This is a genomic window from Rhodanobacter sp. OK091 (assembly GCF_900142825.1).
Classification (GTDB): domain Bacteria; phylum Pseudomonadota; class Gammaproteobacteria; order Xanthomonadales; family Rhodanobacteraceae; genus Rhodanobacter.
The window spans coordinates 1-14,594 of record NZ_FRCH01000005.1; the positions used below are offsets into that span (position 1 = coordinate 1).

A 14,594-nucleotide genomic window follows, 5' to 3' on the forward strand; every position below is an offset into this window, starting at 1 on the left:
GGCAAACTTTCGTGGCGTGAACCGGCGGGCCACGCCGCCGGGCCCTCCGCTTAGTTCACCTTGCGGCGCAGATAGTTCAGCAGGTCGATCCGGGTGATCAGGCCGAGGAACTGCTCGCCGTCCACCACGATCGCCACGTGGCCACGCTCGAACACCGGCAGCAAGGCCTCGATCGTTTCGCTGACCTGGAGTTTCTGCAGGCTGGTCATCATGGCGGTGGAAACCGGGTCGCGGAAACGCGTCTCGTCGACATGCACGTGCATCAGCACGTCCGACTCGTCGACGATGCCGACCAGCTTGTGGCCGTCCATCACCGGCAGCTGCGACACGTCGTACAACTTCATGCGGGTATAGGCGGTGATCAGCAGTTCGTTGGGGCCGATCACCACGGTGTCGCGCTGGGCGAACGGACGCAGCAACAAGTCGCGCAGGTCGCCGTGCTGTTCGCGTTCGAGGAAACCGTTGTCCAGCATCCAGTAGTCGTTATACATCTTCGACAGATACTTGTTGCCGGTGTCGCAGACCAGGGTCACCACCCGCTTGGGCGCGCTCTGTTCGCGGCAGTATTTCAACGCCGCCGCTACCAGCGTGCCGGTCGACGAACCGCCCAGTATGCCTTCCTTGCCCAGCAGCTCGCGCGCGGTCAGGAAGCTCTCCTTGTCGGGGATCGCATACGCCTTCTTGACCCGGGTGAAGTCGCTGATGCTGGGCAGGAAATCCTCGCCGATGCCCTCGACCATCCAGCTGGCGGACTTGGTCGACAGCGTGCCCTCGTTGATGTATTGGGCCAGGATGGAACCCACCGGATCGGCCAGCACGAGTTCCGTCTGCGGCGAATGCACGGCGAAAAATTTGGACAGGCCGCTGAGCGTGCCGGACGAACCGCAGCCGAGCACCACCGCATCGACCCTGCCGTCCATCTGCTCGAGAATTTCCGGGCCGGTGGTCTGGATGTGCGCCGCCGGATTGTCCGGGTTGCCGAATTGGTTGATGAAGTACGCGCCCGGCGTTTCGCGTGCGATGCGTTCGGCCATGTCCTGGTAATACTCGGCATGACCCTTGGCCACGTCCGAGCGGGTCAGCACGACCTCGGCGCCCATGGCCTTGAGGTTGAAGATTTTCTCGCGGCTCATCTTGTCCGGCACCACCAGGATCAGGCGGTAACCTTTCTGCTGCGCGACCAGCGCCAAACCCAGGCCGGTATTGCCGGCGGTGCCCTCGACCAGGATATCGCCGGGCCGAATCCGACCATCCTTTTCGGCACCTTCGATCATCGACAGACCGATGCGATCCTTGATCGAACCACCGGGGTTGGCGCTCTCGAGCTTGAGGAACAGTTCGCACGTCCCGGTATCCAGGCGCTGTGCGCGCACCATCGGGGTACGTCCGATCAGTTCGAGAACACTCTGGTGCACCGTCATGGTGGCTCCGTCACAGGGAACGCCGGTCACGCAGGGAGCGTGTCGATTCGGCAAGACCGCCATGATAACCGAGCCGCCCGGCCGGACGCCGGAAACGCCGCGGCCCCGGCGTCCCTTCCGATAGAGCAGGAAGAGTCCGGGGCCGCGCTTCGCGTGAAATCGCAGGCTCAGTGGATGAGGTGCGCGCGACTCTCCCACATGCGCTCGAGTCGAGCCTTGGCCAGCAGTTTTTCCTTCTTCATGCTGGCGAGAGTGACATCGTCGATGGGTAACACGCCGATATCGGCGTCGTGCACCTTGCTGTCGAGTTGTTTGTGATGCTGATAAAGCCGACGAAATTCGGCATCGGCCTTCATCAATGCCTCGACATCATCACGCTGTTGGTTTTCAAACATGATCCGACCTCCTCGCGAGTGGACTTGCGGATGCCGCGACAGTGCGCATCCGCAGACAGTTGAACGATGCACACATCCACGACCCACGCCGAAAATATCGGTACGCAGGTGAAGTATTGAACGTGGGATAGGCGCATGGTTCAGGTCTGTGACCCACGAGGCCGGGGTGCCTCGTGGGACTTTGACCCTACTCTCCCGATCCAGGTGGTGCAACCCTGTTGTCGGCCTCACGGGAAATCAACAGAATGTCGACGAAAAACCTGTCAAAACAGCATTTTACATTTACGTAACTGAAGCTCCGACGAGCCGCTCAGCAGGTGTCCCGGCAGCCGCCGACCGGTGTCGGACGGCGGCCTGCAGCCGACTTGTCAATGCTGGATCAGGGACGTTTGGTCAGGGCTGGTCCGCGTGGTCCGTATGCTTTTTGGCGGGCTTCTTCTTCGGCGCCGGAGCCGCCTCGACCGCGCCGCCGTCCTGCATCTGCGATCGCATCGCCTTGGCTGCCTGCGCCGCCAGTGCCGCTTCGCGGCGAGCAGCGTTGGCCACCTTGCTCTGTGCCGCCGCCAGCTTCTTCGCCTGCTCGGCTTCCGCCCGCGCCTGATCGGCCGCCTGCGAGTATTCCTGCCCCTGCTGCTGCAGTCGGGCCGCCTCTTCCTGCGCCAACTGGTACTGCAGGCGCTGACGCTCCAGCTCGCGACGCGCCATTTCCGCATCGCGCCGGCTGTTGTCGAGCAGGATCTGATCGTGTTCGCGATCCAGCTGGGTCAGCTTGATCTGGGCGTCCTGAAACTGCGCGGCGGCCTTGGCCAGATCCACGCGACGTTCGGCCAGATACAAGTCATGCGCCCGCTCGTGCGAACTCGCCTGCGCCAGACGGTTGATCGCATCGCGCGCACGCGCCTGTTCAGCCTGGGCGTAGCCGCCCAGGCTGGGGTCGTTGGCGAGCTGGTCGAGACTGCTGTTCAGCCGACTGATGTCGATATCGTCCTGGCGGGCATGCGCGGAGCCCACCGCGACCAGGGCCAGTGTCATCGAGGCGAAAATGATGCCGAGCCGCTTCATGGCTGCACCTCCTGAGTGCTGGAACTGGAGGCGGGTTGCTGGCCGTTGTCAGGCAGGGTCTGGAAACCCGCGCCGGATGGCGGCGTGGACAACTCGGACGAGGGCGGTGCCGGCATGTCCTGGGTGGGTACCGCACCGGAAGATGCCGGCGCCGGAGGTGCCTGTTGCTGTTGCTGCTGTTCGGCGGCAGCCTGCTCGCCCTGACTGCGCAAGCGGGTGTTTTCCTGCACCTTGCTCTGGATCTGCGCCCGTGCCGCGCCCAGTCGGGCCTTGGCCCGGGCCAGTTCGGCATCGGCACGCGATTCCTCGGCCAGATTGGCCGCGTCGGCATACTTGCGCTGGGCCATGGCCGCCTGCGCCTGCTGGAACTTGTCCTGCGCGAAACCCAGGTCGACCGGCGCGTAGTCCGCGGCTCCGGCATCGCGCGCTCCCTGCAATTGCGTCTGTGCCCGATTCATCGAATCATCGGGCGGCGGCACGCTGGCGCAGCCGGCCAGCGCCAGTGTCAGTGCCAGAACAGCCGTTGCCGTACGGATGCGGCCAAGGGATCCGGCCGGCGGTGGAAAGATGTACATCACATTCCTCATGGTGTGTCGCGGCGTATTGTGGACAGGCATAATCCATCATTGCAACGCGCATAGAAACAGGGGTCTTACGTGGATATCGGTTACTTCCTCAAGCTTATGGTAGACAAGGGCGCGTCGGACATGTTCCTGACGACGGGCGCCCCGGTGAACATCAAGGTCGAGGGCAAGCTGTATCCACTGGGCAACACCGGCCTGCCCGGCGGCATGGTCAAGAAGATCGCCTATTCGCTGATGGACGAGGGCCAGGTGCCGCAGTTCGAGCGCAACCTCGAACTGAACATGGCGCTGGCGGTGAAGGAAGCCGGCCGTTTCCGCATCAACGTGTTCAAGCAGCGTGGCGAAGTGGGCATGGTGATCCGCGCGATCAAGAGCGAGATCCCCAGCATCGACCAGCTGCAGTTGCCCGGCATCTTCCGTGACCTGATCATGGAACCGCGCGGGCTGATCCTGGTGGTCGGCGCCACCGGTTCGGGAAAATCCACCACGCTGGCGGCGATGATCGACCAGCGCAACTCGAACACACCGGGCCACATCCTCACCATCGAAGACCCGATCGAATACCTGCACCGACACAAGAAGTCGATCGTCAACCAGCGCGAGGTGGGGCTGGACACGCACAGCTACCACGAGGCGCTGAAGAACGCGATGCGCGAGGCGCCGGACGTGATCATGATCGGCGAGATCCGCGATACCGACACGATGGAGGCGGCGATCGCATTCTCTGAGACCGGCCACCTGTGCCTGGCCACGCTGCACTCGAACAACTCCGACCAGACGCTGGAGCGCATTCTCAACTTCTTCCCCGAGTCGGCGCACAAGAACGTGCTGATGAACCTCGCACTGAATCTGCGCGCGGTGATCAGCCAGCGTCTGGTGGTGGGCAAGGACGGCCGGCGCATTCCGGCTGCGGAAGTGCTGCTCAATACGCCGCTGATCCGCGACATGATCCGCCGCGGCCAGATCCACGAGATCAAGGAAGCGATGGACCGCAGCCTGCAGGAAGGCATGCAGACGTTCGACCAGTCGCTGTACCGCCTCTACAAGGAAGGTCGCGTGGAACTGGAAGAAGCACTCGCCAAGTCTGATTCACGCGACGGCCTGGCGCTGAAGATCCGGCTGGCCGAAGGCGGCAGCAACGACCCGGAACTGATCGGCAACGACCCGTACGGCATGGGCTTCTGAGAAACGAGTGGTCAGAACTGAGAAAAGAGTGATGCAAGCCACTCTCGTTTCTCACTCCTCTTCACTCGTTTCTAGCTTCAAGGTGCATCCGGCTGCCCTTCCGGCGCTGCCAGCCGGAACGCGTCCAGCTCGTTGCATGCCTGATAGATCCGCCACAACGTCGGGTAATTCTCCATCGGCAGTTTCCAGCGCAATGCGTTGTAGACCTGTGGCACCAGGCAGGCGTCGGCCATGCCCGGCGTCTCGCCATGGCAGTAGCGGCCGGTCGCCGCGTTGTCGGTCAGCATCGCTTCCATCGCCTTGAAACCGGTGGCGATCCAATGCCGCGACCACGTGGCGCGCTGTTCCTCGCCGGCACCGAACTGCGCTTCGAGCTGCTGCAGCACACGCAGATTGCCCAGGGGATGGATGTCGCAGGTCACCGCCATGGCCAGCGCACGCACCTGCGCACGGCTGCGCGCATCGACCGGCAACAGTGCCGTCTCCGGCTCGGGATACATCTCGTCGAGATATTCCATGATCGCCAGAGACTGGGTGATCACCCGATCGCCATCGAGCAGGCAGGGGATCAGCTCCTGCGGATTGATCATGCGGTAGCCCTCCGCATGTTGTTCGCCGCCATCGCGCAGCAGGTGCACCGGTCGCGTCTCGTAACTCAGGCCCTTCAGATTCAGCGCGATGCGCACGCGATAGGCAGCGCTGGAGCGCCAGTAGCTGTAAAGCACCAGATCGGTAGCCATGAACCATCCCCTGGATGAGTAACGCTGCGGGTAGCCGCAGTCTAGTCTCAGTGTGGCCTCGACACATGGCCAGCTGCAATGCCGCTTCGCACACCCCGCATGAGGCCGGCCCGTATGATCGGCCGGCGTTTGCATCGACAGGCAACGCTGCGGACAATAGGCGGCTGCCGCCCGCTCAGGGCGAGCCCGATCCACAAGAACCCGATCCACTACTGGAGTTCCGCCGTGTCAGTCATCCGCATGAGTGACCTCGATTTGCGCGATCAGCGCGTGTTGATCCGCGAAGACCTGAACGTGCCGATAGACGACCACGGCCAGATCACCTCGACCCAGCGCCTCGACGCCGCGCTGCCAACGATCAAGGCTGCCCGCGATGCGGGTGCGCATGTGCTGGTGCTGTCGCACCTGGGCCGGCCGAAGGAGGGCCAGTTCGACGCCGAGTCCTCGCTGGCGCCGGTCGCCGCATGGCTGCGCGAGCAGCTCGGCACGCCGGTGCGACTGGTGGCCGATTATCTCGACGGTGTCGACGTCGCTGCCGGTGAAGTGGTGTTGCTGGAAAATTGCCGCATGAACGTCGGCGAGGGCAAGGACGACGAGACGCTGGCGAAGCGCTATGCCGCGCTGTGCGACATCTTCGTGATGGACGCATTCGGTACCGCGCACCGCGCACAGGCATCCACTCACGGCGTCATCAAATTCGCCCCGATCGCCGCGGCCGGTCCGCTGCTGTGCGCCGAGCTGGACGCGCTGGGCAAGGCACTGGAGCATCCGGCGCATCCGCTGCTGGCGATCGTTGCCGGCTCCAAGGTCTCGACCAAGCTGACCTTGCTGGACAACCTGATCGGCAAAGTCGATCAGCTGATCGTCGGCGGCGGTATCGCCAACACCTTCATCGCCGCGATGGGTTATTCGGTCGGCAACTCGCTGTACGAGCCGGCCCTGATCGATGCCGCGAAAAAGGTGCTGGCCGCCGCCAAACGCCGTGGCGCCGAAGTGCCGATGCCGGTCGACGTGGTGGTTGCGCCGTCGTTCTCCGCCCAGGCACCTGCCACGGTGAAACCGGTCGACCAGGTCGGCGACAGCGAGATGATTCTCGACATCGGGCCGGAGACTGCCAAGCGCTACGCCGAACTGATCGCGAAAGCCGGTACGGTGGTATGGAACGGTCCGGTCGGCGTGTTCGAGTTCGACGCATTCGGCAAGGGCACCGAAACGCTGGCCCGGGCGATCGCCGCGTCGAACGCCTTCTCGATCGCCGGTGGCGGCGACACCTTGGCCGCCGTCGAGAAGTACGGCATCGCCGACCAGGTGTCGTACATCTCCACCGGCGGCGGTGCTTTCCTCGAATTCCTCGAAGGCAAGGAACTGCCGGCTGTCACCGCGTTGAAGGCGCGGGCAGCGAAGTAATGCTTTGCCTGTTCGACCTCGACGGCACCTTGATCGATTCCGAACACGGCATTACCGCCTGCGTGAAACATGCGCTGGCGCGGCTGGATGTGCCCGCGCCGGCGCACGAGGAACTCCGCGGCTGGATCGGCCCGCCACTGCGGCACAGCTTCGCGCCGCTGCTGGATCACGATGCGGAGCGGATCGAGGCGGCCGTGGAGTACTACCACGAGCGTTTCAACACGCACGGCTGGCGCGAGCATGAGATCTACCCCGGCATCGAGGTACTGATCGAACAATTGCTCGGCGCCGGCCACCAGCTTGCCGTGGTGACCAGCAAACCGCACCGGCACGCCGCGCCCATCATCGCCCACCTGCCGTTCGGCGAAGCGTTCCTGCGCCTGTACGGCCCGCACCCCGACAGCCCGCACAGCGAGAAAGCCTCGATGATCGCCGAGGCATTGGCGGATTTCGGTGCCAACCCGGCGAATACGGTGATGATCGGCGACCGCCACTTCGACATCGACGGCGCGGTCGCCAACGACGTACGCGGATTCGGCGTGCTGTGGGGTTTCGGCAGTCGCGAAGAGCTGGAGCAGGCAGGCGCCAGCGCGGTCGCGGCGACTCCGGACGAATTGGCCCGGCTGCTGCTCGCCTGACCCCGCGTTGTAGGAGCGGCCTAGGTCGCTCCTACAACAGTCATCAAGTCATCAGCGGATGACGCGCTTCACGGCGTCCATGACGTGCGCCACGGTGAAACCGAAATGCTCGAACAGCTGCGGCGCCGGCGCGGATGCACCGAACGTGGTCATGCCGACCACCTCGCCGTCCAGGCCCACGTACTTGCACCAGAAGTCGGCCGTCGCCGCTTCCACCGCCACGCGTGCGCGGCACCAGCCCGGCAGCACGCCTTCGCGATATTCCAGCGGCTGCGCATCGAACACCTCGGTGCAAGGCATCGACACCACGCGTGCCGCGATGCCTTGCTGGGCCAGCGCCCGTGAAGCCTCCATCGCCAGCTCCACTTCCGAGCCGGTGGCGATCAGGATCGCCTGGAACTTCGTGTCCAGCGGATCGGACAACACATAGCCGCCGCGCATGATGTCGGCGACTTGCTGCTCACTGCGCTGCTGATGCTTCAGGTTCTGCCGCGAGAAGATCAGGCACGAGGGCGCACCCTTGCGCTCGATCGCCGCCTTCCACGATGCGGCCGACTCCACCGCATCGCACGGACGCCACAGCTGGTTGTTCGGGATATAGCGCAGGCTGGCCATGTGCTCGACCGGCTGGTGGGTCGGGCCGTCCTCGCCCAGGCCGATCGAATCGTGGGTGTAGACGTGGATCGCGTGCGCCGGGATCAGCGCGCTCATGCGCACTGCGTTGCGCGCGTAATCGGAGAACACCAGGAAGGTGGCGTCGTACGGAATGAAGCCGCCGTGCAGCGCGAGGCCATTGGCGATCGCGGTCATGCCGAACTCGCGCACGCCGTAGTAGACGTAGTTGCCCTTGCCGTCCGCGCTGTTGCCGTTGGCGGCGTCGAGGCTGCCCTTCCACTTGGTCAGGTTGGAGCCGGCCAGGTCGGCCGAGCCGCCGATCAGTTCGGGCAACAACGGGCCGAAGGCATCCAGGCTCATCTGCGAAGCCTTGCGCGAGGCGACCTCGGGACCTTCCGCCTGCAGTTTCGCGATATACGCCTGGGACTTCGCGGCCCAGTCGGCCGGCAGCTCGCCGGCCAGGCGGCGCTTGAATTCGGCGGCCAGGTCCGGATGCGCGGATGCGTATTTCGCGAACGTGTCGTTCCAGACCTGCTCGCGTTCGGCACCCGTCTTCTTGTGATCCCAACCCGCGTAAATCTCGGCCGGAATCTCGAACGGTGCGTAGTTCCAACCCAGTTGCGCACGGGCGGCGGCGATCTCGTCCTTGCCCAGCGGCGCGCCGTGGCTTTCTTCCTTGCCCTGCTTGTGTGGCGCACCGAAACCGATGATGGTCCTGGCGCAGATCAGCGTGGGCTTGTCGTTCTGCGACGTCGCCAGGGCCAGCGCCTTCTTCACCGCCTCGGCATCATGACCGTCTACGCCGCGGATCACATTCCAGCCATACGCCTCGAAGCGTGCCGGTGTGTTGTCGGTGAACCAGCCGTGTACTTCGCCGTCGATCGAGATGCCGTTGTCGTCGTAGACCGCCACCAGCTTGCCCAGCTGCCAGGTCCCGGCCAGCGAGGCGACTTCGTGCGAGATACCTTCCATCAGGCAGCCATCGCCGAGGAACACATAGGTGTGGTGATCGACGATATCGTGGCCGTCGCGGTTGAAATGCGCTGCCAACACCTTCTCGGCCAGCGCGAAGCCGACCGCATTGGCCAGACCCTGGCCCAGCGGACCGGTGGTGGTTTCCACGCCGGGGGTTTCGCTGGCTTCCGGATGGCCGGCGGTTTTCGAATGCAGCTGGCGGAAGTGCTTGAGCTGACCCATCGGCAGGTCGAACCCGCTCAGGTGCAGCAGCGCGTACTGCAGCATCGAGCCGTGGCCGTTGGAGAGCACGAAGCGGTCGCGGTTGAACCACTTCGGGTTGCCCGGATTGAACTGCAGGAAGTCGTTCCACAGCACTTCGGCGATATCGGCCATGCCCATCGGCATGCCCGGATGACCGGACTTGGCCGCCTCGACGGCGTCCATGGCAAGGGCGCGCACGGCGTTGGCAAGTTCGCGGCGGGTGGTCATCGATACATCTCCGAAGGCTTGGCAAAACGCCGATTGTCGCCGATCCGACCCGGCGCTGTCGCCCCCGCTCACCGTATCCGCACGTTCCCATTCCGCGCACATAGTGCGCCACGAATTAACTCATCCTTAATTTCTCCGGGCCGAATACCGCCGAGCTTCAGCTAAGAATTCGTTCAATGCCCGGTGCGCGGTTTCCGCGCGCAGCCATCCGCGCACGTCCCCAAGTGCCTGATGGCTTGTTGTCTATAAGAAGGAGAATCCCCATGAAAAAGACTTTGCTTGCCTTTGCACTCGCCACCACCAGCCTGCTCGCCCTGCCCGTCTTGGCGCAGGACGCAGCACCGGCGTCCCCGACGCCGGATGCGGCGGCCAGCAGCACTCAGCCCGCCGGCGGCAACTATCAGCCGAACCAGCCGGTCGGCAGCGGCAACTGGTTCATTGACGGCAGTGTCGGCCAGGCGCATCTGTACAAGGGCCCGTATAACGATCACCCGACCACCTATGCGATCAACGGCGGCTACCGCTGGAAAGTAGGCCAGGATCTGGGGCTTGGCGTCGATGTCGGCTACAACGATCTGGGCAACTTCAAGGTGAAGAACGTCTTCAACAGCAACGACGTCAACCTGACTTCGCAGCGCAACGCCTTGCGTGGCTGGACTGCCGGCGTGAACGGCAAGATCAACGTGTGGCAGGGCCTGTACGTCAGCGGCCGCGCTGGCGTGTACGGCTGGAAGGGCCACGGCTACGACAATCAAAGCATCAATCGCCATGACCTCGACAAGGTCAGCTATTACTCCGGCGCCGGTGTGGGCTACGACTTCAGCGACCATTTTGGCCTGGGCCTCTCCTACGACTACTTCCACGCCAAGAAGGATCATGTCGACCTGTCCACCGATACCGCATCGCTGACGGCCGAATACCGCTTCTGAAGATAGGCAACCGATGGCGCGGGGGCTCGCCTCCGCGCCATCGTTGCATCTGATATTAACCTCGGCTTAATACTGAACTAATCGGTATTGAATCTTTCTGCCACTGCCCAATCTAAGGGTTCGAGTGCCGCCGCCCGACTTGGGCAGCGCACCTGCAGCAACGGCCATTCCCCCTCTGGGCCGACTGCCATGACAACTGGAGCATCTCTAATGAAAATGAAAAAGACCCTGCTTGCCCTCGCCCTCACCACCGCCGGCCTGCTGGCCGTTCCTGCCGTGTTTGCGCAGAGCGCGCCGACCGACAACGGCGGCTGGTTCATCAACGGCAACGTCGGCCGTACCGCCATCAACCAGGGCCCGTACGACGGCCATGACACGGGCTATGCGCTCAACGGCGGCTACCGCTGGTCGCTGGCACCGAACTTCTCGCTGGGCGCCGAGGTGGGCTACAACGACCTGGGCAACATCCACGCGAAGAACGTCTTCAACAGCCAGCCGGTCATCGCCCCGGGCAAGTCGCAGCTGCATGGCTGGACTGCCGGTGCCAATGCCCACTTCGATCTCACCCCGAACTGGTACATCAGCGGCCGCACCGGCCTCTACAGCTGGACGGGCCACGGCATGAGCAATGACGTCAACCCGGTCCGCAAGGGCTTGAGCGACAACAGCTGGTATGCCGGCGCCGGCGTGGGCTACAACATCACCAGCAACCTCAGCGTCGGTCTGAACTACGACTACTTCGACGCGCAGAAGCACAATGTCGATCTGAGCACCGACATGGTCTCGGCCAGCGCCGAATACCGCTTCTGATCCACCTTGCCGGTCGCAAGGCCGCATGAAAAAGGGCGCCGCAAGGCGCCCTTTTTTTGTCCGATCCGCCGCATCTACAGCTGCGACGAAGCTAGCTGATCAACCGTTCCACTGCCCCAGCGCGGCCAAGCCGTTGTCACGCGCCCGCGCGTGCACGGTTTTCTGCGCATCGGCGTAGTTCGCCTTCATGTCCTTCGCCCACAGCTTCAGCGCCGCCTGCTGCATGGCGCGACCGTAGGAGAACGACAACGGCCACGGATGCGGGCCGATCTGGTTCATCGCGTTCAGATGCGCGGTGGACTGCAGGTCGGTCTGGCCGCCGGACAGGAACACGATGCCCGGCAGCGAGGCCGGCACGGTGGTCTTGAGCACGCGCACGGTGGCTTCGGCGACTTCCTCGACATCGACCTGCTCATCCGAATCCTTGCCCGGAATGACCATGCTGACCTTCAGGATGGTGCCTTCCAGCATCACGTTCTGCTCGTACAGCGCATTGAACAGGCTGCGCAGCACGGCCTCGTGCACTTCGTAGCTCACTTCGATGCTGTGGTCGCCGTCCATGATCACTTCGGGCTCGACCATCGGCACGATACCCGCTTCCTGGCACAGCGCGGCATAGCGAGCCAGCACGTGGCAGTTCGCCTCGATCGCGGTGGAGCTGGGATTGTCCTCGGAGATGTTGATCACCGCGCGCCACTTGGCGAACTGCGCGCCGAGCTTGGCGTACTCCTGCAGGCGCTCGCGCAAGCCATCCAGGCCCTCGGTGACCACATCGCCCGGGAAGCCGGCCAGCGGCTGCGGACCCTTGTCGACCTTGATGCCCGGGATGATGCCGAGCTTCTTCATCAGCTGGGTGAACGGCACGCCGTCCTTGGTCGACTGGCGGATCGTTTCGTCGTACAGGATCGCACCGGAGATGTGCTCGTTCAGGCCCGGCGTGGTCAGCAGCAATTCGCGGTAGGCGCGGCGGTTCTCTTCGGTGTTCTCGATGCCGACGGCCTCGAAGCGCTTCTTGATGGTGTTGGTCGACTCGTCGATGGCGATGATGCCCTTGCCGGGCGCGACCATCGCCAGGGCGATGCTTTCAAGATCTTCAATACTCATGACGACTCCGTGGTGCGAAGGCGGTGTCCGCCGGCACAAAGGTTGAAGCCGCCTCGAAACCGGAGCGGCATGGTTCAAAACGGCAATTATAGGCCAGATCGGCGGACCGGACGCGCCGGCCCGCGGGCGCCGATATATCAGCGCTGATTCAGGGCGCGTAGCCAGGCAGCTTGCACGCATCCATCAGCTGCTGGCGTTGCGCCGGGTCTTTCGGTGCGTTGAAAGGCACCACGTAATAGGTGGCGACGGGCTCGCCGATGCGGTTGCTCAACGACGGACCGTAACGAAAATGGGATACCGCGCTGAGCGCCGCCGGGCCCAGATCGCTTTTCGGCACGACCTTGACCACCCGCACGTCCAGCGGCACCCCATCGGACCCCACCGTATACGTCACCGCCGCACAACCGGGGTTGTACAGATTCAGCCCGCTGTTGGGCGCATCCATCTGCACTTGGGTATTGAGCAGGATCCAGTAGCGGTAAAGATCCTTCTGGTCGACCTTGCGTGACTGCGCCAGCACCGGCGCCACGAAGACCAGCGCCAATGCCAGCAACAAGGCCTGGCGAAGCGGGCGAAACATGGATTTCATGGCGATCTCCTGGGCCGGAAGGGAAGCTGGTTCAAAGTGTAGCCGCCCTTTCGTTCGGCGGCAGTCAACGTGCGATCAGTGGACAGCCGCGCGTCAGCATCACAGATCGCGCAGACTTTCGACCATCCCGTCGGCGCCGACCGAGAGCAGCTTCAAGGTGTTGGTGCCGCCGCCCTGGCCGACATGGTCGCCGTGGGTGAGCACCACGCGGTCGCCTTCGCTGAGGCGGCCTTGCGCGAACAGCTGCTGCACCGCGGCACGCGTGGTAGCCACCGAACTCAGGCCCTCGTGCGAAAACGCCACCGGCTGCACGTCGCGCAACAGCAGCATGCGTCGACGCGCGTCGGCCAGCGGCGACAGCGCGTAGATCGGCACCGCCGTGCGATAGCGCGACAGCCATTGCGCCGTGGCGCCGGACTCGGTCAATGCGACGATGGCGCGCACGCCCAGCTCGCCGGCCAGCAGCATGGCCGCCAGCGCGATCGCCTGATCGGTGCGATCCAGCATGTGCCCACCCGTGGTCAGGTCTTCTTTCGGCTCGAACTGACGCTCGGCACCGAGACAGATTCGGCGCATCGCCGCCACCGCCTTGTCCGGATGCGCGCCGGCGGCGGTTTCCTCCGACAGCATCACCGCGTCGGTGCCATCGATCACCGCGTTCGCCACGTCCAGCACTTCGGCGCGGGTCGGGATCGGCGACCGCACCATCGACTGCAGCATCTGCGTGGCGGTGATCACCGCGCGATTGCGCTGCACCGATTCGCGGATGATCTTCTTCTGCAGCCCGGGCAACTCGGCATCGCCGATCTCCACGCCGAGATCGCCGCGCGCCACCATCACTACGTCGGAGGCGTCGATGATCTCGCCCAGCACCGGAATCGCATCGGCACGCTCGATCTTCGCCACCAGCGACGCCTTGCCACCGGCTTCGTGCAGCAGGCGGCGGGCTTGATGCATATCTTCGGCCGAACGCACGAACGACACTGCCAGGAAATCGGCACCGATCTCGGCAGCCAGCTTGATGTCGGCCTTGTCCTTGTCGGACAGTGCCGTCACCGACAATCCGCCGCCTTGCCGGTTGAGGCCCTTGCGATTGGACAGCTTGCCGCCGACCAGTACCCGGCAGCGCACTTCGACACCGACCACTTCAAGTACGGTCAGCGCGACCAGGCCGTCGTCCAGCAACAGCACGTCGCCGGCATGCACGTCCTGCGGCAATTCGTAATAGCTGACGCCGACTCGGGAGACATCGCCGGGAGGCGCACCGGGACGGCAATCCAGCACGAACAAAGCGCCGTCGGCCAGCTCCACCGGTCCGTTCGCGAACGTCTCGATGCGTATCTTGGGACCTTGCAAGTCGGCCAGCACGCCGACCTCGCGGCCAGCAGCCAGCGATGCGGCGCGCACGGCGTTGGCTCGCGCCCGATGGTCATCGGGCTGGCCGTGCGACAGATTCAAGCGAACCACGTCGACGCCTTCGGCGATCAATTTTTCGAGCATGCCAGGCGCGTCGGTGGCGGGGCCGAGGGTGGCAACGATCTTGGTACGGCGTATGGGAGTGTCGGTCATAACCACTGAGGCTAGCAGATGCGAGCCATTGCGCCAGCCCTGCAAACGTATGCAATGGATGTCTGGGCGTCCAGACATCTCGGCATCCGCCCGACCGGCC

Annotated in this window: 14 protein-coding genes; 5 read left to right on the plus strand and 9 right to left on the minus strand. The window is 64.1% G+C overall.

From position 1 onward, the window contains the following. Positions 1-50: 50 nt before the first annotated feature. The 4 genes from BUA26_RS17895 to BUA26_RS17910 form a co-directional block, all read right to left on the minus strand. Positions 51-1,421, minus strand: coding sequence for a pyridoxal-phosphate dependent enzyme (locus BUA26_RS17895; RefSeq protein ID WP_072762267.1), 1,371 nt, complete (start codon positions 1,419-1,421; stop codon positions 51-53). A 167-nt stretch (positions 1,422-1,588) separates the two neighbouring features. Then, on the minus strand, positions 1,589-1,816 hold the full coding sequence (locus BUA26_RS17900; RefSeq protein WP_072762268.1) for an HP1242/YdcH family protein: 228 nt from the start codon (positions 1,814-1,816) through the stop codon (positions 1,589-1,591). A gap of 393 nt (positions 1,817-2,209) precedes the next feature. Further along, entirely contained in the window at positions 2,210-2,878 is a 669-nt protein-coding gene (locus BUA26_RS17905; RefSeq protein WP_072762269.1) for a hypothetical protein, read from the minus strand. Further along, positions 2,875-3,453 (minus strand): DUF4398 domain-containing protein, encoded by a 579-nt coding sequence (locus tag BUA26_RS17910; RefSeq protein WP_072762270.1) that lies wholly within the window; start codon positions 3,451-3,453, stop codon positions 2,875-2,877. The genes BUA26_RS17905 and BUA26_RS17910 overlap by 4 nt, the downstream gene beginning before the upstream one ends. A gap of 81 nt (positions 3,454-3,534) precedes the next feature. On the opposite strand from BUA26_RS17910, the gene BUA26_RS17915 reads away from it, so the two are divergent. Beyond that, positions 3,535-4,647, plus strand: a complete 1,113-nt coding sequence (locus tag BUA26_RS17915; protein WP_072762271.1) for a PilT/PilU family type 4a pilus ATPase — start codon at positions 3,535-3,537, stop codon at positions 4,645-4,647. A gap of 77 nt (positions 4,648-4,724) precedes the next feature. Here BUA26_RS17915 and maiA read toward each other — a convergent pair whose 3' ends face one another. Beyond that, positions 4,725-5,387 carry a maleylacetoacetate isomerase gene (gene maiA, locus BUA26_RS17920; RefSeq protein WP_072762272.1) on the minus strand — a complete coding sequence of 221 codons (663 nt, stop codon included), beginning with the start codon at positions 5,385-5,387 and terminating at the stop codon, positions 4,725-4,727. Between the two features lie 225 nt (positions 5,388-5,612). Here maiA and BUA26_RS17925 point away from each other — a divergent pair, with 225 nt between their 5' ends. Continuing rightward, positions 5,613-6,794, plus strand: coding sequence for a phosphoglycerate kinase (locus BUA26_RS17925; protein WP_072762411.1), 1,182 nt, complete (start codon positions 5,613-5,615; stop codon positions 6,792-6,794). Next, on the plus strand, positions 6,794-7,432 hold the full coding sequence (locus BUA26_RS17930) for an HAD hydrolase-like protein (protein WP_072762273.1): 639 nt from the start codon (positions 6,794-6,796) through the stop codon (positions 7,430-7,432). The genes BUA26_RS17925 and BUA26_RS17930 overlap by 1 nt, the downstream gene beginning before the upstream one ends. Before the next feature lie 51 nt (positions 7,433-7,483). On the opposite strand, the gene tkt is transcribed toward BUA26_RS17930, so the two are convergent. Further along, on the minus strand, positions 7,484-9,493 hold the full coding sequence (gene tkt / locus BUA26_RS17935) for a transketolase (protein ID WP_072762274.1): 2,010 nt from the start codon (positions 9,491-9,493) through the stop codon (positions 7,484-7,486). Positions 9,494-9,756: 263 nt separating this feature from the next. On the opposite strand from tkt, the gene BUA26_RS17940 reads away from it, so the two are divergent. After that, complete coding sequence (locus BUA26_RS17940) at positions 9,757-10,422, plus strand: outer membrane beta-barrel protein (protein WP_072762275.1); 666 nt, start codon at positions 9,757-9,759, stop codon at positions 10,420-10,422. Positions 10,423-10,632: 210 nt separating this feature from the next. Next, on the plus strand, positions 10,633-11,232 hold the full coding sequence (locus BUA26_RS17945; RefSeq protein WP_072762276.1) for an outer membrane protein: 600 nt from the start codon (positions 10,633-10,635) through the stop codon (positions 11,230-11,232). A gap of 99 nt (positions 11,233-11,331) precedes the next feature. Here the strand turns inward: BUA26_RS17945 and BUA26_RS17950 are convergent, their stop codons facing one another. From BUA26_RS17950 to pyk, 3 genes are all read right to left on the minus strand, one after another. Further along, entirely contained in the window at positions 11,332-12,336 is a 1,005-nt protein-coding gene (locus tag BUA26_RS17950; RefSeq protein WP_072762277.1) for a class I fructose-bisphosphate aldolase, read from the minus strand. A 148-nt stretch (positions 12,337-12,484) separates the two neighbouring features. Then, complete coding sequence (locus BUA26_RS17955) at positions 12,485-12,925, minus strand: energy transducer TonB (RefSeq protein WP_072762278.1); 441 nt, start codon at positions 12,923-12,925, stop codon at positions 12,485-12,487. Between the two features lie 99 nt (positions 12,926-13,024). Beyond that, the gene (pyk, locus tag BUA26_RS17960; RefSeq protein WP_072762279.1) at positions 13,025-14,494 is read right to left on the minus strand and encodes a pyruvate kinase; all 1,470 of its coding nucleotides are present in this window, start codon (positions 14,492-14,494) and stop codon (positions 13,025-13,027) included. Positions 14,495-14,594 lie beyond the last annotated feature (100 nt).